The organism is Geodermatophilus sp. SYSU D00708 (assembly GCF_054050115.1).
This window is the reverse complement of the sequence record NZ_JBJGYS010000019.1, coordinates 40,167-62,908: the sequence shown is the minus strand read 5'-3', so window position 1 is coordinate 62,908 and position 22,742 is coordinate 40,167. Positions and strand designations below refer to the sequence as shown.

General features: G+C 76.7%; 25 protein-coding genes. 13 read left to right on the top strand and 12 right to left on the bottom strand.

Going from position 1 to position 22,742, the window contains the following annotated elements; genetic code table 11:
- Window positions 1-8: 8 nt before the first annotated feature.
- Complete coding sequence (locus ACI79D_RS16585; protein ID WP_456919543.1) at window positions 9-689, bottom strand: response regulator; 681 nt, start codon at window positions 687-689, stop codon at window positions 9-11.
- A 262-nt stretch (window positions 690-951) separates the two neighbouring features.
- On the opposite strand from ACI79D_RS16585, the gene ACI79D_RS16580 reads away from it, so the two are divergent.
- The 3 genes from ACI79D_RS16580 (at window position 952) to ACI79D_RS16570 (ending at window position 3,241) form a co-directional block, all read left to right on the top strand.
- Window positions 952-1,548 carry a hypothetical protein gene (locus ACI79D_RS16580; RefSeq protein ID WP_456919542.1) on the top strand — a complete coding sequence of 199 codons (597 nt, stop codon included), beginning with the start codon at window positions 952-954 and terminating at the stop codon, window positions 1,546-1,548.
- A gap of 106 nt (window positions 1,549-1,654) precedes the next feature.
- The gene (locus ACI79D_RS16575; protein WP_456919541.1) at window positions 1,655-2,611 is read left to right on the top strand and encodes a hypothetical protein; all 957 of its coding nucleotides are present in this window, start codon (window positions 1,655-1,657) and stop codon (window positions 2,609-2,611) included.
- A gap of 24 nt (window positions 2,612-2,635) precedes the next feature.
- Window positions 2,636-3,241: a dihydrofolate reductase family protein gene (locus tag ACI79D_RS16570; RefSeq protein ID WP_456919540.1), complete on the top strand. Its 606-nt coding sequence runs from the start codon at window positions 2,636-2,638 to the stop codon at window positions 3,239-3,241.
- A 113-nt stretch (window positions 3,242-3,354) separates the two neighbouring features.
- Here ACI79D_RS16570 and ACI79D_RS16565 read toward each other — a convergent pair whose 3' ends face one another.
- Window positions 3,355-3,627: a hypothetical protein gene (locus tag ACI79D_RS16565; RefSeq protein ID WP_456919539.1), complete on the bottom strand. Its 273-nt coding sequence runs from the start codon at window positions 3,625-3,627 to the stop codon at window positions 3,355-3,357.
- 70 nt (window positions 3,628-3,697) lie between these two features.
- Between ACI79D_RS16565 and ACI79D_RS16560 the strand changes: the two genes are divergently transcribed.
- Together ACI79D_RS16560 and ACI79D_RS16555 are read left to right on the top strand one after the other, a co-directional pair.
- Window positions 3,698-3,910, top strand: coding sequence for a hypothetical protein (locus ACI79D_RS16560; RefSeq protein WP_456919538.1), 213 nt, complete (start codon window positions 3,698-3,700; stop codon window positions 3,908-3,910).
- A gap of 66 nt (window positions 3,911-3,976) precedes the next feature.
- Window positions 3,977-5,461 (top strand): FAD-dependent monooxygenase, encoded by a 1,485-nt coding sequence (locus tag ACI79D_RS16555; protein ID WP_456919537.1) that lies wholly within the window; start codon window positions 3,977-3,979, stop codon window positions 5,459-5,461.
- A 7-nt stretch (window positions 5,462-5,468) separates the two neighbouring features.
- Here the strand turns inward: ACI79D_RS16555 and ACI79D_RS16550 are convergent, their stop codons facing one another.
- The 3 genes from ACI79D_RS16550 to ACI79D_RS16540 all read right to left on the bottom strand — a co-directional run bounded on the left by ACI79D_RS16550 (window position 5,469) and on the right by ACI79D_RS16540 (window position 7,990).
- Window positions 5,469-5,978 (bottom strand): hypothetical protein, encoded by a 510-nt coding sequence (locus ACI79D_RS16550; protein ID WP_456919536.1) that lies wholly within the window; start codon window positions 5,976-5,978, stop codon window positions 5,469-5,471.
- A gap of 119 nt (window positions 5,979-6,097) precedes the next feature.
- A complete protein-coding gene (locus ACI79D_RS16545; RefSeq protein WP_456919535.1) occupies window positions 6,098-6,742 on the bottom strand; it encodes a class I SAM-dependent methyltransferase in 645 nt (214 codons plus the stop codon).
- A 72-nt stretch (window positions 6,743-6,814) separates the two neighbouring features.
- A complete protein-coding gene (locus ACI79D_RS16540; protein ID WP_456919534.1) occupies window positions 6,815-7,990 on the bottom strand; it encodes a cysteine--tRNA ligase in 1,176 nt (391 codons plus the stop codon).
- A gap of 232 nt (window positions 7,991-8,222) precedes the next feature.
- Here ACI79D_RS16540 and ACI79D_RS16535 point away from each other — a divergent pair, with 232 nt between their 5' ends.
- From ACI79D_RS16535 to ACI79D_RS16510, 6 genes are all read left to right on the top strand, one after another.
- The gene (locus ACI79D_RS16535; RefSeq protein ID WP_456919533.1) at window positions 8,223-8,354 is read left to right on the top strand and encodes a hypothetical protein; all 132 of its coding nucleotides are present in this window, start codon (window positions 8,223-8,225) and stop codon (window positions 8,352-8,354) included.
- A 123-nt stretch (window positions 8,355-8,477) separates the two neighbouring features.
- The gene (locus tag ACI79D_RS16530; RefSeq protein WP_456919532.1) at window positions 8,478-8,831 is read left to right on the top strand and encodes a rhodanese-like domain-containing protein; all 354 of its coding nucleotides are present in this window, start codon (window positions 8,478-8,480) and stop codon (window positions 8,829-8,831) included.
- Window positions 8,828-9,628, top strand: a complete 801-nt coding sequence (locus tag ACI79D_RS16525) for a sulfite exporter TauE/SafE family protein (protein ID WP_456919531.1) — start codon at window positions 8,828-8,830, stop codon at window positions 9,626-9,628. The genes ACI79D_RS16530 and ACI79D_RS16525 overlap by 4 nt, the downstream gene beginning before the upstream one ends.
- Before the next feature lie 22 nt (window positions 9,629-9,650).
- The gene (gene pdxY / locus ACI79D_RS16520; protein ID WP_456919530.1) at window positions 9,651-10,502 is read left to right on the top strand and encodes a pyridoxal kinase PdxY; all 852 of its coding nucleotides are present in this window, start codon (window positions 9,651-9,653) and stop codon (window positions 10,500-10,502) included.
- Window positions 10,503-10,603: 101 nt separating this feature from the next.
- Window positions 10,604-12,073 carry an amino acid permease gene (locus ACI79D_RS16515; RefSeq protein WP_456919529.1) on the top strand — a complete coding sequence of 490 codons (1,470 nt, stop codon included), beginning with the start codon at window positions 10,604-10,606 and terminating at the stop codon, window positions 12,071-12,073.
- A 243-nt stretch (window positions 12,074-12,316) separates the two neighbouring features.
- The gene (locus tag ACI79D_RS16510; protein WP_456919528.1) at window positions 12,317-12,991 is read left to right on the top strand and encodes a DUF305 domain-containing protein; all 675 of its coding nucleotides are present in this window, start codon (window positions 12,317-12,319) and stop codon (window positions 12,989-12,991) included.
- A 91-nt stretch (window positions 12,992-13,082) separates the two neighbouring features.
- On the opposite strand, the gene ACI79D_RS16505 is transcribed toward ACI79D_RS16510, so the two are convergent.
- From ACI79D_RS16505 to ACI79D_RS16485, 5 genes are read right to left on the bottom strand one after another with little or no spacing between them, the layout of a single operon-like run.
- Window positions 13,083-14,030, bottom strand: a complete 948-nt coding sequence (locus ACI79D_RS16505) for a quinone oxidoreductase family protein (RefSeq protein WP_456919527.1) — start codon at window positions 14,028-14,030, stop codon at window positions 13,083-13,085.
- Window positions 14,031-14,082: 52 nt separating this feature from the next.
- Window positions 14,083-15,507 carry an NADP-dependent succinic semialdehyde dehydrogenase gene (locus tag ACI79D_RS16500; RefSeq protein ID WP_456919526.1) on the bottom strand — a complete coding sequence of 475 codons (1,425 nt, stop codon included), beginning with the start codon at window positions 15,505-15,507 and terminating at the stop codon, window positions 14,083-14,085.
- A gap of 46 nt (window positions 15,508-15,553) precedes the next feature.
- Window positions 15,554-15,730, bottom strand: coding sequence for a hypothetical protein (locus ACI79D_RS16495; RefSeq protein WP_456919525.1), 177 nt, complete (start codon window positions 15,728-15,730; stop codon window positions 15,554-15,556).
- Entirely contained in the window at window positions 15,727-16,809 is a 1,083-nt protein-coding gene (locus tag ACI79D_RS16490; RefSeq protein WP_456919524.1) for a glycosyltransferase, read from the bottom strand. The genes ACI79D_RS16495 and ACI79D_RS16490 overlap by 4 nt, the downstream gene beginning before the upstream one ends.
- On the bottom strand, window positions 16,806-17,900 hold the full coding sequence (locus ACI79D_RS16485; protein WP_456919523.1) for a glycosyltransferase family 9 protein: 1,095 nt from the start codon (window positions 17,898-17,900) through the stop codon (window positions 16,806-16,808). The genes ACI79D_RS16490 and ACI79D_RS16485 overlap by 4 nt, the downstream gene beginning before the upstream one ends.
- Window positions 17,901-17,953: 53 nt before the next feature.
- Between ACI79D_RS16485 and ACI79D_RS16480 the strand changes: the two genes are divergently transcribed.
- Together ACI79D_RS16480 and ACI79D_RS16475 are read left to right on the top strand one after the other, a co-directional pair.
- The gene (locus tag ACI79D_RS16480) at window positions 17,954-19,219 is read left to right on the top strand and encodes a glycosyltransferase family 4 protein (protein ID WP_456919522.1); all 1,266 of its coding nucleotides are present in this window, start codon (window positions 17,954-17,956) and stop codon (window positions 19,217-19,219) included.
- On the top strand, window positions 19,216-21,033 hold the full coding sequence (locus ACI79D_RS16475; protein WP_456919521.1) for a glycosyltransferase: 1,818 nt from the start codon (window positions 19,216-19,218) through the stop codon (window positions 21,031-21,033). Before ACI79D_RS16480 ends, ACI79D_RS16475 begins: the two co-directional genes overlap by 4 nt.
- Here ACI79D_RS16475 and ACI79D_RS16470 read toward each other — a convergent pair.
- The gene (locus ACI79D_RS16470; RefSeq protein WP_456919520.1) at window positions 21,030-22,304 is read right to left on the bottom strand and encodes a patatin-like phospholipase family protein; all 1,275 of its coding nucleotides are present in this window, start codon (window positions 22,302-22,304) and stop codon (window positions 21,030-21,032) included. The genes ACI79D_RS16475 and ACI79D_RS16470 overlap by 4 nt on opposite strands.
- Complete coding sequence (locus tag ACI79D_RS16465; RefSeq protein ID WP_456919519.1) at window positions 22,301-22,729, bottom strand: hypothetical protein; 429 nt, start codon at window positions 22,727-22,729, stop codon at window positions 22,301-22,303. The genes ACI79D_RS16470 and ACI79D_RS16465 overlap by 4 nt, the downstream gene beginning before the upstream one ends.
- Window positions 22,730-22,742 lie beyond the last annotated feature (13 nt).

The following is a 22,742-nucleotide window of genomic DNA, read 5'->3' as shown; positions in this document are numbered from 1 at the left end:
GGGGCCGGTCAGGCCTGGCGGGAGGCCGGCGGGGCGGAGCCGCGCAGCTCGGTGGCGAGGACGGCGGCCTGCGTGCGCCGCTCCAGGCCCAGCTTGGCCAGCAGGTGGGAGACGTAGTTCTTGACCGTCTTCTCGGCCAGGAACATGCGCTCCCCGATCTGCCGGTTGGTCAGCCCCTCGCCGATGAGGTCGAGCACGGTGCGCTCCTGCTCGCTGAGCTTCGCCAGCGGGCCGACCGGCTCGGCGGCGCGGCGCAGGCGCTCCAGCACGGCGGTGGTGGCCGTCGGGTCCAGCAGCGAACCGCCGGCGGCCACGGCCCGGACGCCGCTCACCAGGTCCTGCCCGAGGATCTGCTTGAGCAGGTAGCCCGAGGCGCCGGCCATGATCGCCTCGAACAGCGCCTCGTCGTCGCTGTAGCTGGTCAGCATGACGACCTTCAGCTCGGGCATCCGCGACCGCAGCTCGCGGCAGACGGTGACGCCGTCCCCGTCCGGGAGCCGGACGTCGAGGACGGCGACGTCCGGGCGCAACGCGGGGACGCGGGCGAGGGCCTCGGCGGCGTTCTTCGCCTCGCCGACGACGGTGATCCCCGGGTCGCTCTCCAGCACGTCGGCCACGCCGCGCCGGACCACCTCGTGGTCGTCGAGGAGGAAGACCCGGATCCGGGGGCCCTGCCCGTTCGCGCTCACCAGCACCCACCCACCCTCCGTCCACCGCCGTGCGACGGCACCGGTCCGGCGGTCGGGCCCGCCGTCGGCACAGGTTAGGGGCGGCCGGGCCGGGCGCGGGCAGGGTCGAAGGTCCCGCGTCGCGTGGTGCAGAGCGCGCCGGTGTGGGCGAGGCCTGGCTCGGATCCCGCAGCCGGTCGACCGCGCGGAGGCGGGGTCGTGCTGCGACGTCTTCGCTGGTGAGAGGCCGGGAAGTGTCGTACCCCCGGCCTGGGTTGAGGGCATGTTCGGTGGCAGCGGGTTCGGGGTGGGGCTGACGGTGGCCCCACTCGAGCTGCCGGCCGGCATGCCGGTGGACCCGGTGCCGGTGCAGCTGTCCGACGCGTTGCCGGTGCACGCCCGCAGTCCGGAGGAGAAGGCGGCCGAGCTGCAGCGGCTGCAGCAGCTGGAGGCGATGCTGGCCGCCTACGAGCTGGACCTGGTCGCCGGGCTGGCCGCCGACCGCCCGGACACGTTCGATCGCACGCCGGGCCAGCCGGGTGCCGCCGCGGCCGACGCCGAGCGGGGGCCGGGGCAGCCGGCGGGGGTGTCGGAGTTCTTCGCCGACGAGCTGGCGTTGGTGCTCAACACCTTCCGCGCGGCGGCCAGCGCGCTGATCGACCAGGCCGCGGCGCTGAGCGGAACGTTGCCGGGGACGCGGGCGGCGCTGGCCGAGGGGCGGCTGGACTGGCCGCGGGCCCGGGCGATCGCCGCCGAGCTGGGCTGGAAGGCGCGGGCCACCGACCCGGCGATCCTGGCGGCCGTGGAGGCCGCGGTGCTGCCCCGCGCGCGGGGGAGCTGTCGATCCGCCGGCTCAAGGCGGTGGTGGCCGCGGAGCTGACCGCCCGCGACGCCGCGGCGGCCGACCGCCGCCGCACGGATGCCGAGCGGGGGGTGAACGTGGTGGTGCGCCCGGTCGGGGACGGCATGTCCGAGCTGGTGGCACGATGCCGCACGAGCTGGCCACCGCCTGCCGGGCCGCGGTCGACGGCCTGGCCCGGGCGGCCAAGTCCGCCGGTGAAGACCGGCCCCTCGGGATGCTGCGGACCGGTGCGCTGGCCGACCTGGTGCTGCGCCCCTGGGACGATCGGGAGCCGGTGACCGCGCAGCTGACCGTCACCGCCCCGCTCGACGCGCTCACCCCCGCGAGGTTCCTGGCCGACGGCGGCCCGGCGCCGGCGGCGTGGGCGCGGCCGGGCGCGGTGGCTGCGCCGACCGGCGAGGTCGACGGGCAGCCGATCACCGCCGCCCACCTGCGGGAGCTGCTGGCCCAGCTGGACGCGGTCTGCCCCGGCGGGCTGCAGGCCCCCACCGGCGGCACCCTGACCGTGGCGCTCACCGACGCCGCCGGCGGGCTGCTGGCCACCACCACCCGCGCCGAGATCGAGCGGCTGGCCCGCCGCGGCTGCCCCACCCACCCCGACGGGAAGTGCGGGTGCCCGCTGCTGGGCCGGCCCCCGGCGACCGACGCCTACGCCCCCACCGCCGCCCAGCGCCGCTGGCTCCAGACCCGCGACCACACCTGCCGCCACCCCGGCTGCGCCGGCCGACCTGGACCACGTCGCCGCCTACTCCTGCGGCGGACGCACCGCCTGCGAGAACCTGTGCTGCCTGTGCCGGCGCCACCCGACCGGCGTGACACCGGAGGCGGTGGCCTCGTGGGCGGCACTGCGGACCGCGACCTCCACGATGTCGGCGACGAGGCGGGCGCGCTCGCGGTCGTCCAAGCCATAGCCGTCGGCGAAGTGCCGCAGGTGTCGTGCGCGTGCTGTCGGGCCGGGGAGCCCGTGCCCATGTCGGGATCTACCTGCTGGAACTCGGGACGTTGCAGCGTCATGGCTCTCCTCGTTGCCCCACAGCGCCGGCCGATGAGTTCGTGGCTCCCGGCCGGTCCACGCTCGTGACACCGAGGAAAGGACGCCGCCGCCATGTCGGAGCTTCTCGTCGACTTCATCACCTCCCTCGACGGCTACGCATCGGGAGAGGGATGGCCCGGGTTCTGGGGCCTCGAGGGCCCGGAGTACCTCGCGTGGCTCGGCGAGCAGCCCGAGGTCACCTACCTGATGGGAACGAACACCTACCGCCTCATGTCGGGCTTCGCCGCCGGCGAGGTCCCGGATGGCCAAGACGAGTTCAGGCCCGAGGAAGAGGCGTCCGTCGACGAGCTCACGCAAGCGTCCAAGGTGGTGTTCTCCTCCTCACTCGAGGAGCCACTGACGTGGGCCAACTCCACGCTCGTCCGCGGCGACGCCGTCGAGGCGGTCCGCGTCATGAAGTCGACTGGCTCGGGGCTCCTCAGCACGATCGGCAGTCTCAGCCTGTGCCGGTCCCTGCTACGAGCCGGACTCGTCGACCGCTTCCGGGTCGTGATGTTCCCGGTGATCACCGGGGCCACGGGCGAAGAACGCATCTACGACGGCTATCCGGACGTCGCCCTCGAGATGATCGAGCACCGCACCTTCGACGGCCGCATCCAGCTGGTGGAGTACAAGCCCCGCGTGCTCGAACACCCGCCGCTCGGCGCCCCCGCGTGACGTCGTCCCGTCCGCCGGTCTGGACGGCCGCCCGAAGTACAGACCGCGGTCGACCGGCTTGGTCATGGAGACAGCCCAGCGGTCGGGCGGCCCGCCTGTACCCGTCGGAGGACCTACGGCACCGGCACCGACTGCGGCGGGTCATCGCGCTCGCCCAGCGAGTACCGCACCCGGTGGTTGAGGTCGTTGAGCACCTGCCGGACGTCCCTGTCGGTCGCGCCGTCGGGCAGCAGCCCCGCCGAGGCGAACCGCCGGGCGAGGTGGGCGACGAACGCCGGGTCGAACGTGCCGGCCATCGCCTGACCCTCCACGACGGCGAGCAGGCCGATCAGAGCCCTCGCGTCGCGCTGGAGCAGGGCACGAGGGCACGTCGAATCGGCGTCCATGGGCAGAGGATGGACTAGGCACCGAGGTCAGCGACGCTGCACACTGCCCTTCCCAGCAGGAGGAGCAGCCATGAGCCTCATCGGCATCGTCGTCGCGGTCGTGCTGCTGCTCGCCCTCGTGGTGTGGGCGCGGCTGCCCGAGCCGGACCGCCGCCAGCGCGGCGCCGGCTACGTCGACCCTGCCCAGTACGACACCCGACTCGCCCCGACGTCGACGTCGACTGCCGCCGGCAGCACCTGGGGTGGCGGCGGCGCGTGGGGTGGCGGCAGCGGCGGCTGCTGAGGGGGTCTTGCGGCAAGGCCCTCCCCGTCCCTCAGACTCCCCCGGTCCTGCCCGCCGGGAGTCTGCGTGGAAGTGGTGCTGATGGTCGACGTGCTCGTTGCCGGTGCGGGTCCCACGGGGATGATGCTGGCGGGAGAGCTGGCGCTGGCCGGGGTCGACGTGCAGGTCGTGGAGCGGCGCTCCACGCCGGGTCTCGTGGGCATGCGCGCCCGCGGTTTCCACTCGCGCACCATCGAGATCCTCGACCAGCGGGGCATCGCCGACCGCTTCCTCGCCGCGGGGAAGGTCGTTCCAGCGGTCGCCTTCGCAAACGCGTCGGTGGACGTCAGCGACGTCCCGACCCGGCACCCGTACACGCTGGCGCTGGTCCAGAGCCGCATCGAGGAGATCCTGGCCGGCTGGATCGGCGAGCTGGGCGTGCCGGTCCACCGGGGCCGAGAGGCGGTCGGGTTCGCCCAGGACGCTGACGGGGTCGACCTGCACCTGGCCGACGGCGCCCCGATGCGCGCCCGGTACCTGGTGGCGGCCGACGGCGGGCGCAGCGCCATCCGCAAGGCCGCCGGCATCGGGTTCCCGGGGTGGGACGCGACCAGGACCACCCTCATCGCCGAGGTGGAGGTCACCGAGGAGACGCCGAAGGGCGTCCGCGTCGACGCGACGGGAATCCACGGACTCACCCCCCTGGACGACGGTCGGACGACGCAGGTGCTCGTCACCGAGCAGCAACTGGGTCCGGCGACCGAACCCACCCTGGCCGACCTCGGCAGGGCGCTGGTCGCGGTGTACGGCACCGACTTCGGGGTGCGCGCCCCCCGGTGGATCTCGCGGTTCAGCGACGCGACCCGGCAGGCGGCCGCCTACCGCGCCGGGCGGGTGCTGCTGGCCGGCGATGCCGCCCACGTGCACGGCCCCACCGGCGGGCAGGGGGTCGGCCTCGGCGTCGAGGACGCGGTGAACCTGGGGTGGAAGCTCGCCCTGGTGGTCGACGGCGTCGCACCGGACACCCTCCTGGACACCTACCAGGCAGAGCGCCACCCGGCCACGGCCCGCGTCCTGAAGCACACGATGGCGATGTCGGCGACGCAGCGGACCGACTCCCGCGTGAGCGCCCTCGCCGACGTCGTGGCCGACCTGCTGTCCGTGGACGGCGCCCGGCAGAGGCTGGCCGCCCTGCACCTCGGCCTGGACGTCCGCCACGAGACCGACGGCGGACACCCGCTGGTGGGCCGCCGCATGCCCGATCTCGACGTGGGAACCGCGGCCGGTCCGCTGCGGGTGTCCACGCTCCTGCACGATGGCCGCCCGGCGCTGCTGGACCTGGGCGAGCCGGGCAGCATCGCGGTGGGACCGTGGGGCGATCGCGTCCAGCTGGTCGACGCCTCCTACGACGGGCCCTGGGAGCTGCCGGTCGTCGGTGTCGTCGAGCCCCCTGCCGCCGTCCTGGTCCGGCCCGACGGGCACGTCGCCTGGGTCGGGGACGGTACCGACGCCGGCCTCGAGGAGGCGCTGACCCGCTGGTTCGGCCCTGCGGCCGCCCGGCAGGTCGGGTGACGGGCGATCAGGCGACCAGGGACTCCAGCGTCACGGCGGCCAGCAGCCGCGCCCACCACGGGCGCCGCCTGGCCGGCGGCGCCGGACGGGTGCGGCGCCACAGCCGGCGGGCCGGACGCACCGCCACCGCGCCGCCCTTCATGCTGACCCAGCCCCCGGGCCCCATCCGCACCACGGCCCTGGCCCCGCTGGGCCGCGCCGCCAGCCGGCGGGCGACCAGCACCCCGCCCACCACGACCTCCGCGGTGGTGATCACCCGCGTGACGTCGACCGCCGGACGCCAGCGCACCCGGCCGTCGCGCACCACGAACGCCCCCAGCGGCCGCGCTCCGGCCATCCGGGCGTCGAACCCGCCGTCGCCCGGCACGTCCGAGGCGCGGCGGGTCGCGGTGTGCGCGCGGGAGGCGGTCGCGGTGATGACGGTGACGCCGTCCCGCTCGTAGGGCGGGGCGAAACCGACCACCTCGTCCCGTCGGGGCGCGGGTTCGAACGGGTCGGCGGTGCGCAGGCGGTCCACGGGCGGCCTCCGGAGAAGGGCTCGGCGTCGGGCCGGACCAGCCTGGCAGCGGCGGGTCGCGGCCGGCCCCGGGTCCAAGGTCCTCCGACACCCGCCGGACGACTCGACTCCGCCGCAGGTCAGGTGCGGACGGCGGTCCCCAGCACCTGCGGCGCCGTGGGCATCGGCGGCACCGCGTCGGGGAACCGGAACCGGTCCACCCGCTCGACGCGGAACCCGGCGCCCTCGACCGCTGCGAGGGTGTCCCGGCTCGCGTGGCAGCCGCCGCACAGGGCGGGCCAGACGGTGCGGTCGAGCCCCCGCTGCACCCGCGCGAGCGTGCCGCCGTCGGCCCGGACGTGCTCCCAGAAGTACAACCGCCCACCCGGCCGCAGCACCCGGGAGATCTCCCGCAGCGCGCCGTCCGGGTCGGGGACGCTGCACAGCACCAGGGTGACGACGGCCGCGTCGAACTCCGCGTCCCCCGCCGGGAGCCGGTCGGCCACGCCGTCGACCACGGTCACGGGCACGCGGGCGTGCCGCGCGGCCTCCGCCGCCCGGGCCCGCAGGTACGCCTCGGGCTCGACGGCCACCACCTCGGTGACCGACGCCGGGAAGTGGGCGAAGTTGGCCCCCGTTCCCGCGCCGACCTCGACGACCCGCCCGGAGACCTCCGCGAGCAGCCGCTGCCGGTGCTCCCCCGCCCCGGACCGCTCCATGGCCGGGGCCAGCCGGGCGTAGAACCGGGCGAACAGGGGGTGGTCCACCCCGTCGGAGGCGCGCACCCGCCCAGGTCACCAGAGCGCGCGGGCGGCTGTCCACGGGCCCGGACCCGGCGGGTCGGAGGTCCCGGCCGGTCAGCCGAGGGACAGGACCCGCACCAGCAGCCGGGCGGCGTCCCCGCCGTCGGTCAGCGCGACGTCGAGCGCGCCGGGGACGTCGAGGTCGTCGAGGAGCCGGTCGGTCACCGCACCGGCGGCGGACGGCGAGGACGACGGCCGGCCGGCGGCGGCGTACAGCGCGTCCAGCCGCTCCGCGGCCCGCTCCACCAGTTCCGGCCGGTACTCCCACGGCTGCGACCACGGCCGGTCGAGCACCAGCAGGCGCAGCGCCGGGCCGCTGGCCACCCGCAGCAGGTCGGCGACCAGGGTGAGGTTGCCGGTGGACTTGGCCATCTTCGCGCCGTCCTGGGAGACCGCCCCGACGTGCACCTGCGCCCGCGCGAACGGGCCGACGCCGGAGGCCGCCTCGGCCATCGCCGTCTGGTAGCCGTGGTGCGGGAAGGCGAGGTCCGCGCCCCCGACGAGGACGTCGACGCCGTGCCCGAGGGTCGCCGTCGCCATGGCCGCGCACTCGGCGTGCCAGCCCGGCCGCCCCCACCCCCACGGCGAGGGCCAGGCGGGGTCGCGGTCGCCGGAGGGCCGCCACACGGGCACGTCGAACGGGTCGTCGCGCAGCGGGTCGTCGGGACCGTCGCCGAACTCCGCGGCCAGCTGCCGCGCCCGGGCGGCGTCCAGCCCGGAGCGGGCGACGACGTCCCCGGCGCGGAAGTAGACGTGCCCCTCGCGCACGTAGGCGCGGTCGGTGCGCAGCAGGGCGGCGGCCAGCTGCTGCACGTGCGAGACGTGGTGCCGGGCCCGCGGCGCGGCCGTCGGCGGCCGCACGCCGAGGGCGCGCATGTCCTGCTCGAAGGCGAACTCCTGGCTGAGCGCGAACTCGTCGTAGTGCCGGCCGCGGGCGTCGGCGGCCCGGGTGAGGACGTCGTCGACGTCGGTCACGTTGCGGCTGGTCCGCACCTCGGCGCCGGCCATCCGCAGCACCGCCCCGAGGACGTCGGCCCACACGAACGTCGCCGCGTGCCCGAGGTGCGTGACGTCGTAGGGGGTGATGCCGCAGACGTAGACGCGGGCGGGGCTGACGACCGGCAGCGGGCGGCCGGCCAGCCGCAGGTCGCCGGTGCGGACGTCGACGGGCTCGCCGACCCGGCCGGCGGCGCCGACGATCCCCGAGGAGCTCAGTGGAGGCAGTGCCATGCCGCCATCCTGCCCGCCTGGCCTGGCCGGTTGCCGCCCGGCCGGAGGACGTGCTTCTCTCGGTGCGTGTACCGGGGTCCGCGCTCGAGCCGCGACGCGTTCTGCGTCTGCCTGCTCGCGGTCACCCCGCTGATCGTCGACGACCGGCTGTGTCCGGCGGGCCGCCCCGCCCGCTGAGCGCCCCCGCTCGGTGGGCCCGCTCCCCCGCCCGCCGGACCCCGAGGACCTCCCCGTGACCGACCGCGTCGCCGCTCCTGCCCTGCCCGTCCCCGACCGGCCCGCTCCCGCCGCGCCCCGCCCGACGCCGTGGCGCCGGCTCGTCGCCGCGGTGACCGCCGCCCACCGGGCGTCCGTCCCCTTCTGACCGCCCGCGGGGACCTCGGTCCCGCGCCTGCCCCGGCCCTGGACCCTGGTGCCCGGCGGGCCGGTGTGGTGCGCTCCGGGTACGGCGGCCGGCGACGGCCGCCGGACCCTCGGGAGGACGCCCATGTCCGCCGCTGCGCACTCGTCCCGGCTCCCCGACGTCGGCCCGGACGAGGCCGCGGCCATGGTGGAGCGCGGCGAGGCCGTGCTGCTCGACGTCCGCGAGCCCGCCGAGTGGGCCGCCGGGCACGCGCCCGGCGCGGTCCACCTGCCCCTCGGCCTGCTCGACCCGGCCGCCGTCCCCCCGGGCCGCACCGTCGTCGCCGTCTGCCGCTCCGGCAACCGCTCGGGCACCGCGGCCGACCGGCTCGGCGCGGCCGGCGTCCCGGTGCGGAACCTGGCCGGGGGCATGCGCGCCTGGGCGGCCGAGGGCCGGCCGGTGGTCACCGACTGCGGGCAGCCGGGCACGGTTCGGTGACCGCGGTCGCCGTCGCGCTGGGGCTGGGCATCGGCCTGGTCCTCGGCGCGCTCGGCGGCGGCGGAGCCGTCCTCACCGTCCCGGCGCTGGTCCACGTGCTGGGCCTGGACGCGCAGGCGGCGACCACGGGCAGCCTGGTCGTCGTCGGCACCAGCGCGGTGGTGGCGGCGCTGGGGCACGCCGCCAGCGGCCGGGTCCGGTGGGGTGTGGCGGCCGGCTTCGCCGCCGCCGGGGTCCCCGCGGGGCTCGCCGGCACGGCACTCAACCGGCGGGTGGACGGCGACGTGCTGCTGCTGGCCTTCTCCGGCGTGGTGCTGCTCGCCGCCGCGGCGATGCTGGCGCAGACGCGGACGGCCGACCGCCGGCCGGCACCGGTCGGCGCCCCGGCTCCCCCGGACGAGCCGCCGGCGCCGGAGGCGTGGGGCCGAACCGCGCGGGTGCTCGCCGCCGGGCTGGTCGCCGGGCTCGCCACCGGCTTCTTCGGTGTGGGCGGCGGCTTCGTCATCGTGCCGGCGCTCGTCCTGCTGCTGCGGCTGCCGATGCCCGTGGCGGTGGGCACCTCGCTGGTGGTGATCGCGGTCAACTCCGGCGCCGCACTGATCGGGCGGGCCGGCACGGCGCAGTTCGACTGGGCGGTCCTCGCGCCGTTCACGCTGGCCGCGGTGGCCGGGTCACTGGCCGGCAAGCGGGTCGCCGACCGGCTGCCGGCCCGCTCCCTCACCCGCGCGTTCGCCGTGCTGCTGGTGGTCGTCGCCCTGTACACCGGCGGCAACGCACTGGTCGGGTTGGCCGGGTGACCGCTGTGCGACCGTGTCCCGCATGGTCGCCGTCCTCTCCATCCAGTCGCACGTCGCCTACGGCCACGTGGGCAACTCCTCGGCGGTGTTCCCGCTGCAGCGCCTCGGCATCGAGGTGTGGCCGGTGCACACGGTCCAGTTCTCCAACCACACCGGCTACGGGGAGTGGCGCGGGCGGGTCTTCGACGGGCCGGCCATCGAGGAGGTCGTGCAGGGCATCTCCGAGCGGGGCGTGCTGGGCAGCTGCGACGCCGTCCTGTCCGGCTACCTGGGGTCGGCCGACATCGGCCACGCGGTCGTGCAGACCGTCGCCCGGGTGCGAGCGGCCAACCCCGACGCCGTGTACTGCTGCGACCCGGTGATCGGGGACGTCGGGCGCGGCGTGTTCGTCCGGCCGGGCATCCCGGAGTTCATGCGCGAGGTCGCGGTGCCCGCCGCCGACGTCGTCACGCCCAACCACTTCGAGCTCGACTCGCTGTCGGGCCGGACCACCCGGACGCTGGCCGAGGTCACCGACGCCGTCGCCGCCGTCCAGGCGCTCGGCCCGCGGGTGGTGCTCACGACGTCGCTGGTCACCGACGACACCCCGGAGGACTCGGTCGACCTGCTCGCCTCCGAGGGCGGCCGGCACGTCCGCGTCCGGACGCCGCGCCTGGGCGTCGACGTGAACGGCGCCGGCGACGCGATCGCGGCGCTGTTCCTCGCCCACTGGCTGGCCGGCCGCGACGTCGGCACCGCCCTGGGCGCCGCCGCGGCCTCGGTGTACGGGCTGCTCAAGCGGACCGAGGACGCCGGCTCCCGCGAGATCCTGCTCGTCGCCGCGCAGGAGGAGTTCGTGGCGCCGTCCCGCACCTTCGAGGTCACCGAGGTCTGAGCAAGCCCCCCTGCCCCCACCGCTCGCACGCTCGCGGCGAGACCCTGCAGGGGGGCCGTCTCCAACCGGCGAGTCGGGCACCCGGGGCTCAGCATGGACGGGTGAGCCTGTTCCGCACCAAGCCGGTCGAGACGCTCGGGGACGACGAGAGCGAGCACGTCGGACACCTGCGCCGGCACCTGAGCGCCCGCCACCTGGTCGGTTTCGGCATCGGGGTCGTCATCGGCACCGGCATCTTCACCCTCACAGGGGTGGAGGCCCGCGACACCGCGGGGCCGGCCGTGGTCATCTCCTTCGCCCTCGCCGGCGTCGTCGCCCTGCTCGCCGCGCTCTGCTACGCGGAACTGGCCGCCTCCGCCCCGACCGCCGGCAGCGCCTACTCCTACGCCTACGCCACCGCCGGCGAGCTGGTGGCCTGGGTGATCGGCTGGGACCTGTTCCTGGAGTTCGCCCTCGGCGCGGCCGTGGTGGCCCGGGGCTGGTCGGGTTACGTGGGCAACCTGCTGGACCTGCCGCCGTCCCTGTTCGGCGAGGAGGCCACGGTGAACATCGGCGCCGCCCTCATCGTCGTCGTCCTCACGGTGGTGGCGGCGCTGGGCGTCCGGGAGTCCGCCCGCGTCACCGGGGCGCTGGTGGTCATCAAGGTGGCCGTCTGCGTCTTCGTGGTCCTCGCCGGCGCCTGGTTCGTCCGCGGCGCCAACCTCACCCCGTTCGTGCCGCCCGCGCAGCCGGCCGAGGGGTCCGGGGGCCTGGCCCGCCCGGTGATCCAGGCGATCGCCGGCATCGACCCGGTCGCGTTCGGCGTCGGCGGCGTGCTCACCGCCGCCGCGGTGGTGTTCTTCGCCTACACCGGCTTCGAGGCGGTGGCCAACATGTCGGAGGAGACCCGCCGGCCCGGCCGGGACCTGCCGCTGGGGCTGCTGGGCACGCTCGGGCTGTCGACCGCCCTCTACATCGGCGTCTCGCTGGTCGTCGTCGGGATGGTCCAGTACGACCGGCTCGACCGCGGCGCACCCATCGCCGACGCCTTCGACCAGGTCGGCCTCGGGTGGGCGTCGGCGCTCATCGCGCTGGCCGCGGTCGCCGGGCTGACCTCGGTGATCCTGGTCGACCTGATCACGGTCAGCCGGATCGGTTTCGCGATGGGCCGGGACGGGCTGCTGCCGCCGGCCGTCGCGCGGGTCAGCCCGCGCACCGGCACGCCGGTGCGCATCACCCTCGGCTTCGCCGTCCTGGTGCTGGTCATGGCCACGTTCGTGCCGCTGGGCACGCTGGCCGACCTGGTCAGCATCGGCACGCTGTTCGCGTTCCTGCTGGTGTCGGTCGCGGTGATCGTCCTGCGGCGCACCCGCCCGGAGATGCGCCGGCCGTTCCGGGTGCCGCTGTCCCCGGTGCTGCCCGCCGTCTCCGCGCTGGCCTGCCTGTACCTCATGCTCAACCTGAGCATCGAGACGTGGCTGCGCTTCCTCGGCTGGCTGGCGCTGGGCCTGCTCGTCTACGCCGTCTACGGCTACCGGCACTCCCGGCTGGGCGCCCGGACCGGGCGGGACGTGCCAGCCCGGCGAGGCTGACGCGGGGCGGTCCGGCGACCGGCACCCGGGTGGTGCGCCATCGGCGAGTCGCATGGGTGCAGGGTCTCCGGGGTAGCCCCGGCCGACGTCCGCCGGGGAGCGACGGGAGCCCGGCCCGGGCTCCGTGCCCCCACGTCCTCGCGGACCCACCGAGTCGAGCCCCGGCTCTCCACGTCCTCCACTTCCTGGCCGTGCCACCGGCCGTGCCCCGGCTCATCGCCGCCGACACGAGGAGAGCGCCCCGTGAACCGCACCGTCATCGCCCGTGGCCTGGTCACCACCGTCGCCGCCATCGCACTCGGCGGCACCACGCCCGCGGCCGCCGCTGTCGGGGCCGCCGCTGCCCAGGCGCCCGTGGAGGTCCCCGCCTCGCCCGAGGTGCCGCCGACCTCACCGACGGCCTACCTGTTCGCCGAGACCCTCGCCAAGCTCTCGGGTGAGCAGCTCGAGACCACGTTCCTGGCGGAGATCATCCCGCACCACCGGGCGGCCATCGAGATGGCGCAGCTGGAGCTGGAGCGAGGGGCGAGCCCCGACATCCGCACGCACGCCGACAACATCGTCGCCAACCAGCAGCACCAGATCGACCAGTTCACCCGGTGGCTGGACGAGTGGTACGGGCTGACCCCAGAGGCGGCGATGGCCCAGGCGCCCGAGGAGGCGCGCCAGGAGATGGCGCTGCTGGAGCAGGAGACGCAGCAGATGGTCGACGAGCTCGCCGGGGTCCCCGCCGGTGAGGAGTTCGACGTCGCGTTCGTCCGCATGATGGTCCCCCACCACCAGGCCGGCATCGTCGAGTTCCTGGAGCCGCAGGCCCGAGCCGTGCACGCGGAGCTGCGCGTGGCCGCGACCTCGGGCATCACCACGCAGGAGATGCAGGTCGCCGACTTCCTGACCTGGTTGTCGGGCCGGGCCTGACGCGCGTCCGGGGGCACTCCGGGGTGGGAGCCCTGGCCCCGCCCCGGGGTCCCACGCTGAGCTTGCGACGGGCGGGGAGGACGGGCCCTTCTCAGGGGATGAGCACGAGCTTGCCGTGCGTGTGCCCGGCCATGCCCTGCCGGTGCGCCGCGGCGACGTCGTCGAGCGGGTAGGCCCCGGCGAGGACCACCTCGAGCCGGCCGTCGCCGGCGAGTTCGGCCAGCTCGGTACGGGCGGCGTCGCGCAGCGCGGTGCCCGGGTCGGCCCCAGGCCCGCTGCCGAGCACCTGCAGCCCCTCGGCGGCACCGCGGGCGAACGCGGCGATGGAGGCGATCCGCCGCCGGTCGGGCACCAGCTCCAGGGAGACGTCGACGGCCTCGTCGGTGCCGACAGCGTCCACCGCCACGCTGACCCCGCCGGGGGCGAGCTCCCGGACGCGGTCGGCCAGCCCGGGGCCGTAGCGGACCGGCTCGCCGCCGAGCCGGCGCACCAGGTCCGCGCCGTCCCCGCCGACCGTGCCGACGACGCGGGCCCCGCGCAGCGCGGCGAGCTGCACAGCCATGAGCCCGACGCCGCCGGCGGCGCCGTGCACGAGCACGGTGTCGCCCGCGCCGACACCGGTGGCGGTCAGCGCGTGCACCGCGGTGGCGCCGGTCAGCATCAACCCGGCGGCCTGCTCCCAGCCCAGCGACGCCGGCTTGGGCACCAGCGCCGAGGCGGGCGCGACCAGTTCGGCGGCGTAGGCACCGGAGAGCCGGAACCCGATCACCTCGTCCCCGACCGCGACCGGGCCGGCCGGGCCGACGGCGTCCGGCCCGACCGCGGTCACCACGCCGGCGGCCTCGAAGCCCAGCCGCAGCGGCAGCCGGGCCGGGTCGGTGCCGAACGCGCCGCTGTAGGACTTCCAGTCCGCGGGGTTCACCCCCGCCGCGCGGACGGCGAGCCGCGCCTGCCCGGGGCCGGGCTCGCGCACCGGCTCGTCGACGACGGAGAGCACCTCGGGCCCGCCGTAGCGGGTGGCCAGGACGACGCGGGTCATGCCGTCCCGAACCCGGTCGCGGGCCCGGCTGTTCCGGGCCCGCGACCGGCCGTCACTCGCTGGCGGCCTTGCCCGTGTCGCCCTCGCCCTGCTTGCTGCTCGGCGGGCCGATCCAGACCGTCTTGGCGTTGGTGAACTCGTACATGCCCACCTCGGTCAGCTCCCGGCCGTAGCCGCTCTGCTTGACCCCGCCGAAGGGCAGCTCCGGGTAGCTGGTGGTCATGCCGTTGACGAACGCCATGCCCGACTGGACGTCGCGGATGAACCGCAGCCGCTCGCCCTGGTCCTCGCTCCATAGGTTGGCGCCCAGCCCGTAGACGTGGTCGTTGGCGATGCGCAGCGCCTCGTCGAGGTCGGCGACGGTGAACAGCGCCGCGACCGGGCCGAACACCTCCTCGGAGTACACCGCCATGTCCGGGGTCACGCCGGTGACGAGGGTCGGCTCGTAGAACCAGCCGGGCCGGTCGACCCGCTTGCCGCCGGTCACCACGGTCGCGCCCTTGTCGACGGCGTCCTGCACGTACCGCTCGACGTCGTCGCGACCCGACTCGGTGGCCAGCGGGCCCACCTTCGTGCCGTCGTCCATGGGGTCGCCCACCGTCAGGGCCGCCAGCTTCTCGGCGAACAGGCGGGTGAACTCCTCGGCGACGTCGGCGTGGACGAAAAACCGCTTGGCCGCGATGCAGCTCTGCCCGTTGTTCTGGCAGCGCGCGGTCACCGCCACCTCGGCGGCCTTGTCGAGGTCGGCCGACGGCATGACGATGAACGGGTCGCTGCCGCCGAGCTCGAGCACGGTCTTCTTGACGACCTCACCGGCGACCCGCGCCACCGCCTCGCCCGCGGCGTTGCTGCCGGTCAGCGTCGCGGCCACCACCCGGTCGTCGCGCAGCACCCGCTCGACGGCGCCGGACCCGATGAGCAGGGTCTGGAAGACGTCGGCCGGGAAGCCGGCCTTGCGGAACAGCTCCTCGAGGTAGAGCGCGGTCTGCGGCACGTTGCTGGCGTGCTTGAGCAGGCCGACGTTGCCGGCCATGAGCGCCGGCGCGGCGAAGCGCATCGCCTGCCACAGCGGGAAGTTCCACGGCATGACCGCCAGCACCACGCCGAGCGGCTGATGGACGACGTAGGCCTCCACCGCCCCGACCTTCTCGGCGTCGGCCGGCTGGGGTTGCAGCATGTCCTCGCCGTGCTCGGCGAAGTAGCGCAGCGCCTTGACGCACTTGGCGGCCTCGGCCTTCGCCGACGCCAGCGTCTTGCCCATCTCGGTGGTCATGAGCTCGGCGACCTGGTCGGTGTCGGCCTCCAGGACGTCGGCCGCCGAGCGCAGCCAGCCCGCCCGCTGCCGGGGGTTGGTCAGCCGGTACTGCGCGAACGCCGCCGCGGCGCGCTCGAGCTTCTCCTCGATCGCCTCCTCCGACAGCGGCTCGTAGGTCTTGAGCGTCTCGCCGGTCGCCGGGTTGATCGTCGCGATGGCCATGGGGTCCTCCCTGGGGTGCTCGGTGTCGGCGTCGGCGTCCCGGGCGTCAGGTCTTGCTCTTGCCCTGGGCGCTGGAGTGCTCGTGCCGATCCTGCCCCTTCTCCACGTGCCGGGTCTGCTTCGAGGCGCCGGTGGTCACGCCGGCCTCGCTCGGTGACATCCCCTCCTTCTTCGCCTGCCGCGCGGCGGCCTGCTGCTCCTGCTGGTTGGTCTTCTTGCTCATGCCTCCCCGGTTCCCCGTCCCGGTCGGGCGCACACGCCCGCGAGGACGTCGAGGGTCCGTCGCGCCATCAGGCCGGCGTCGAACGCGGCGACCGCCCGCCGCCGGGCACGGGCGCCCAGTCCGGCGCGCCGGTCGGGGTCGGCCAGCAGCGCGGCGAGCGCCGCGGCCAGCGCCGCCGGGTCCTCCGGGGGGACGACGACGGCGTCCGCACCGACCGCGGCCGCGACGTCCCCGACGTCGGTGGCCACGCACGGCAGCCCCTCGGCCATGGCCTCCAGCAGCACCAGCGGCATCGCCTCCCGGCGCGAGGACAGGCAGAAGACGTCGAGGCCGGCGAGGAAGCCGCGGACGTCGGTGACGAAGCCGGGGAAGGTCACCGGGAGCCCGGCGGCCGCGGCCCGCAGCCGCTCGCCGTCGCGCCCCTCCCCGCCGACCACCACCTCCAGCGGCACGCCGTCGGAGGTCAGCCGCCGCACGGCCGCCAGCAGCACGTCGAAGCCCTTCTGCGCGGTGAGCCGGCCCAGCCCGCCGACCCGCGGCACCGGCCGGCCGGCCGGACCGGCGGGCGTGTCCGGGACGTCGACGCCGTTGGGCACCACGTGCACCCGCCCGGCCGGCACGCGCAGGTCGGCGACCACCTGGTCGCGGGCGCCCGACGCCGGGGTGAGCACCGCGGCCAGCCGGCCGTAGAGAGCGGCCAGGTGCGCCCGCCGCTCGCCGGCGCCGGTGTCCCCCGGCAGGTGCAGGACCCCGGCGGTGGGCGCGACGGCGAGGGCGGCGGCCAGCGCGGCCGCGTTGGAGCCGGGGTCGACCAGGTTGACCAGGACGGCGTCGGGCCGCTGGGCCGCCAGCGCCGCGCGCACCGCCGGGGCCGCGCCGGCGTGCCGGGCGAGCGGGACGACGGCCAGCCGGTCGGCGGGCACCTCCCCCGCGAACTGCGCCGCCACCGGCTCCGCGGCCACCAGGGACGCCACCGCGCCGAGCGGGCCGGCCCACCGCAGCAGGTGGGCGAGGTAGACCTCGGCGCCGCCCCAGGCGTCGGAGTCGCAGACCAGCGAGATCCGCAGCGGGCCGCTCACCGGGCCGCGTCCCGGGCCGCCGCGGACAGCAGGTCCCGGGCCGCGGCGAGCACGTCCGTGGGCCGCACCGAGGCGGCGCAGCGGAAGTCGATCGGGCAGACCAGGTGGGGGCAGGGCGCGCACGGGACGTCGGCGACGACCGCGCGGTGCCGCGGCCCGCGGTGCGCCCAGCGCACGGGGTCGCCGGCCAGGAAGACGGTGACGCTGCGCGCCCCGACCGCGGCGGCCAGGTGCGCCGTCCCGGTGTCGTTGCCGACCAGCAGCGCGCTGTCGCGCAGCAGCGCGGCCAGCCCGCCCAGGCTCGTCGCGCCGGTGAGGTCCGCCGCCGGCGCCCGCATCGCCGCGACGACCGCGGCGCCGACCGCCCGCTCGGAAGGCCCGCCGGTCACCACGACGTCCGCGCCGTCGCCGGCCAGCGCGTCCCCGACCTCGGCGTAGCGCTCGGCGGGCCAGCGGCGGGTCGGGGACGACGCCCCCGGGTGCAGGACGACGTACCGGCCGGGCACCAGCCCGTGCGGGGCGCGCTCGGCCGCGGCCTCCGCCTCGTCGTCGGCGGTGACCGGGAAGCTCATCTCCGGGGGTCCACCCCGCGGCAGGCCCAGGTGCTCGAACAGCCGCAGGTGGCGCTCGGCCTCGTGCCGGTCGCCCGGGTAGCGCAGGTGCAGCGGCCCGGTGCCCGGCGGCGGGGACCAGCCGGTCGGCGCGAACCCGCCCACGAGCCGCGCGCCCAGGGCCGCCGTCACCCGGTTGGCCGCCGGCCGGTCGCCGTACACCTGGAGGGCGAGGTCGAAGCGCCGCAGCGCGGCCTCGGCGAGGAACGGCGCCCAGCCGCCGGGGTCCGGCGCGCACCCGGGCGGGCGGTCGGGGACCTCCTCGACCCCGGGGAAGGGCAGCAGCTCGTCGACCGCGTCGCCCATCCGCGCCACGACCGGCGCCATCTGCGGCCAGGTCACCAGGCTGACCTCGAGATCGGGCCGGGCGGCGCGCAGCCGGCGCAGTGCCGGCAGGGAGCACAGCAGGTCGCCGAGCCCCACCCGCAGCCGCACCAGCGCCACCCGGCGCACGGACGGGTCGCGGAGGGGGGCGCGCACCCGGGTCCCCTTCCCGTCGGCGGGCCGGCCGTAACTCTGCTCTACTGCGGCAGGTGGGAGGTCCGCGACGCCGCGTCCCCGCTCCGGTCGGGGCGCTGCACGTGCTGCGGCTGTGCAGCGTGTTCGAGCCCGTCCCGGCCGGTGGCGCCGCCGGTCCGGGTGCCCTGGCCGGCGAGCTGGCGCACCGGGCCGCCCGCTACGACCCGATCGGCGGCATGCAGAACCACACCGCCACGCTGACCCGCTGCCTCGACGCGCGGGGGGCCGTCCAGACGGTGGTCACCTCCCGGCTGGCCGGCCCGCGCGGCAGCACGCCGCTGGGGCGCGCGGCGCGGGTGCACCGCACCGGCCTGCCGATCCCGCGGCTGCGCCAGCTGTGGGCGCTCGGCGCGCTGCCGGCGGTGCTGCGGCTGGCGCCGGTCGACGTGGTGCACGGCCACCAGGGCGAGGACCTCGCCACCCTGCCGCTGGCGCTGCTGGCCGCCCGGCGGCACCGCTGCCCCCTGGTGGCCACCGTGCACTGCAGCGTCGGGCACACCGTGCGCGGCCGGTCTCTCCGCGCCCGGCTGCTGCGGGCGGTCGGCGGGCGGATCGAGCGGGCGGTGCTGCGGCGGGCCGACACCGTCGTCGTCCTCACCGAGCGGGCCGCGGCGGCGCTGCGGGCCGACGGGATCCCGGCCGACCGCGTCGTCGTCGTCCCGTCCGGGTTCGACCCGGCGCTGTTCGCGGCCGTGCACGACGACGTGTTCCCGGCGGCCGGCCGGCCGCGGATCGGCTACGTCGGGCGCCTGGCCCCGCAGAAACAGGCCGACCTGCTGGTGGCCGCCTTCGGCCGGATGCGGCAGGCCGCCGACCTCGTCGTCGTCGGTGACGGCCCCGACCGGGACCGGGTCCGCGCGCTCGCCGCGAGCAGCCCCCGCGCCGACCGGATCACCCTCGCCGGGTTCGTGCCGCACTCCGCGGTCCCCGCGGTGCTCGCCTCGCTCGACGTCCTCGTGCTGCCCTCGGCCTACGAGGAGATGGGGTCGGTGCTCACCGAGGCGATGGCCGCCGGGCTGCCCGTGGTGGCCAGCGCCGTCGGGGGCATCCCCGAGGTGGTCCGGGACGGCGGCTCCGGCCTGCTCGTGCCCCCCGGGGACGTCGACGCGCTGGCCGCGGCGCTGGACCGGGTGGTCGCCGACCCGCGGCTGCGCACCCGCCTGGCCACCGGGGCGCGGGCCCGTGCGCGCGACTACGCCTGGCCGCGGCTGGCCGCGCGCGTGGCGGCGGTCTACGCCCGGGTGCGGGAGGAGGACGCCGCGGCCGGGGCGGCGGCGTGAGCGCGGTCGCCGTCCTGGTGCCGGTGCACGACCAGGCGGCCTTCCTCCCCCGCGCGCTCGACGGCCTGCTGGCCCAGCGGCACCGCGACTGGACCGCGGTGGTCCTCGACGACGGCTCCCCCGACCCCGGCGCCGTCCGGGCGGTGGTGGACGCCGTCGGCGACCGGCGGCTGCGGCTGCTGCGCTGGCCGGCCAACCGGGGCCTGGGCGCGACGCTCAACGCCGGCCTGGACGCGGTCGCCGCGCCGGTGGTCGCCTACCTCCCTGCCGACGACGTCTGGTCCCCCGACCACCTGGGCGCGCTGCTGGAGTGCCTGGCCGACCCGGCGGTCGCGCTGGCCCGCAGCGGGCTGACCGAGCCCTCGGGCACCGGCTACGCGCAGCTGGTGCAGGTCGCCCACCGCCGCACCGCCGACCGCTGGACCGAGCGGGCCGAGCTGGAGTCCGACGACCTCGGCCGGCTGATGTGGGACCGGCTGCGCACCCGCGGGACGACGGCCGACACCGGGCAGGTCACCTGCACCTGGACCCGGCACCCCGGCCAGCGCTCGGCGGCGATCCGCGAGTCCCTCGACGGCGGGCTCAACGTCTTCCGCAGCCGGTACCGGGTGGCCGGCCCGCTGCGCTTCGCCTCCACCGACGGCGGGTCCGTGGACGAGGCCGCCCGCTACGCCCGGTTCCGGGAGCGCGCGTACCCGTCGTCGGCCGACGGGCTCTCGGTGCTGCTGGTCGGCGAGCTGGCGCTCAACCCCGAGCGGGTGCTCGCCCTCGCCGAGCGCGGCCACCGGCTGACCGGCCTGTGGACCACCGACGGGCTCGGCGACGCCACGGTGGGGCCGCTGCCGTTCGGGCACGTCCGGGACCTGGACCGGGACCGGTGGCAGCAGGAGGTCGCGGCACTGGCCCCGGACGTCGTCTGGGCCCAGCTCAACTGGCGGGCGGTGCCCTTCGCGCACGCGGTGCGGCGCGCCGTACCGCACCTGCCCTTCGTCTGGACGTTCAAGGAGGCGCCGCAGCGCAGCATCGTGCGCGGCGAGTGGCCGCTGCTGGCCGACCTGGTCGCCGGCGCCGACGCGTGCCTGCTGGCCACCGAGGAGGAGCGGGACTGGTTCGCCGCGGCGCTGCGCGGCCGGGTCGACCCCGCGCGGCTGGACGTCCTCGACGGCGACCTGCCCAAGCGCGACTGGCTCGACGCGCCCCCGTCCCCGAAGCTCTCCGCGACCGACGGGCAGCCGCACACCGTCGTCGTCGGCCGGCCGGCCGGGTTCGACCTGGCGTGGGTGCTGGAGCTGGCCCGGCGCGGCGTGCACACCCACCTGTACGGGCAGGTCCGCGCGCCGGGGCCGAAGGGCGCGTGGGCCGGGTGGCTGGACCGGGCCCGGGCGGAGGCCCCCGGGCACGTGCACCTGCACGCCGCGGTCGGTCCCGAGGACTGGGTGCGGGAGCTGTCCCGCTACGACGCCGGCTGGCTGCACCGCTTCGGCAGCAGCAACGGCGGCGACCTGCGGACGGCCACGTGGGACGACCTCAACTCGCCGGCCCGGCTGCCGGTGTGCCTGGCCGCCGGGCTGCCCCTCCTGCAGCAGGCCAACCCCGGGTCGCTGGTGTCGGTGGAGCGCGTGCTGCGCCGGGACGGCACCGGGCTGTTCTACCGCTCCCCCGACGACGTCGCCGGCGTGCTGGCAGCGGAGCTCGCGGACCGGCGCGGCGGCGCGGCGGCCCTGGCGGTGCGGGAGCAGCACACCTTCGACGCGCACGCCGACCGGGTGGTGTCGCTGTTCCGGTCGGTGCTGGCCGCGCCCCGCCGCCCCTAGGACGTCGCCGGGCCGAGGCGGAGGCGGACCAGCCGGTCGCCGTCGACCTCGGCCTCGGCGACCCCGCGGTCGCCGGCTCCCCCGTCGTCGAGGCGCACCGTCCAGGTGGTGCGTTCCCGGCTCACCTGCTTGCGCGTCACGTCGATGCGCGCGGCGTGCGCCAGGTCGCCGAGCACCGCCCGGACCCCGGCCCCGCGGACCGGGCCGCGGACGGGGAACGGTGCGGCGCTGCTGACCTCGGCGTCGTCGGCCAGGCTGCGCACCATCGCGTCGGCGTCGCGCCGGTGCCACGCCCGCTCGAAGGCCAGCGCGGTGAGGAACGCGTCGGCCTGCCGTGTCCCCTGGGCGACCAGGCCGCGGAGGAAGCGGGCGTCCCGGTTGACCTTGGAGACGGGGCCCAGCCACCGCGACGACGGGGGCCGGGCCATCTCGATGACCCGCACGGTCACCTGCTTGTAGCCCCCGCCGACCAGCAGGCCGTCGGCGAGCAGCCGGTCGACCTTCTCGATGACGTGCAGCTCCTGGTAGAGGGAGAGGTTGCCGGCCAGCTCGTTGCGCCGGTCGGCGATGGCGAGCACGCTGCGCGGCACGCGGTCCCGGGCCGTCGGGTTGATCTGGACGACCCACAGCTCGTCCGGCTGCGCGTCGAGCAGCTCGCGGACCGGCGGGTTCTGCGAGAACAGGCCGTCCCAGTAGGTGCCACCGTCGGCGCGCACCGCCGGGAACGCGGTGGGGATCGCCGCCGACGCCAGGACCATCTCCGCGGTGATCCGCTCGTGGCGGCTGGAGAAGGCCCGGAACCGGCCCGACAGCACGTCGACGGCGCCGATCAGCAGCAGGGGGTGGCGCGCGTGCGCGTCGACCTGGAACCGGTCGAAGTCCACCCACCGGTTCAGCAGCGCCCGGAAGTGCTCCAGCCCGGTGACCGGGATGTCGTACGGGCTGACGGCCGGCAGCAGGCCGACGCTCTGCAGCGTGGTGCCCCACAGCATCCACCCGTTGATGACCCGCTCGACGGGGCCGGCGGCGGCGTTGTCCGCCCAGAAGCCCTCCAGCCGCGACCGGGCGGCAGCGGGCTCGCCGTCGACCAGCGCCGACCAGGCCAGGACCGCGCACACCGCGCCGCCCGAGGTCCCGCTGAGGCCGACGACGCGGTACCCGTCGAGCTCGTCGGCGGTCAGCAGCCGGCCGAGGACGCCCGCGGTGAACGCCGTGTGGCTGCCTCCGCCCTGGCAGGCGATCGCCACGCGCCGCTGCGGTGCGCCGGTCATGCGGCGGGGCCGGCCGGGGCCTGGGACGGCGAGTCGCTGGCCGTCCCGGGCGACTCCACGGACGGTGTGGTGCCGGCCTCCTGGTCCCGGGACCGGTCCGGCCGCCGCCGGCTCAGCCGGCCGTCCAGGTACGGCAGGTGCAGGTGCCGCAGGCGCACGTGCGGGTGCGGCAGCCGGGCGACGACGGCGGGCGGCAGGTGCACGTGCGGCAGGTGCAGGTGCGGCCGGTGCCGCCCGGTGGCCGCCGGGGCCTGCGCGAGCAGGGCGGCGGCCCGCGCGCGCAGGGACGCCTGCTCGCGGGCACGGATCGCCGCCTGGGCTGCCCGGTGGCGGGCCTCCCACCGCGCGGTGTTGCTCCGCGCCAGCCAGATGACCAGCGCGGTCACCACCAGGAAGCCGAGGACGCTGACGCCCGCCCACCCCATGACGGCCCCTCCT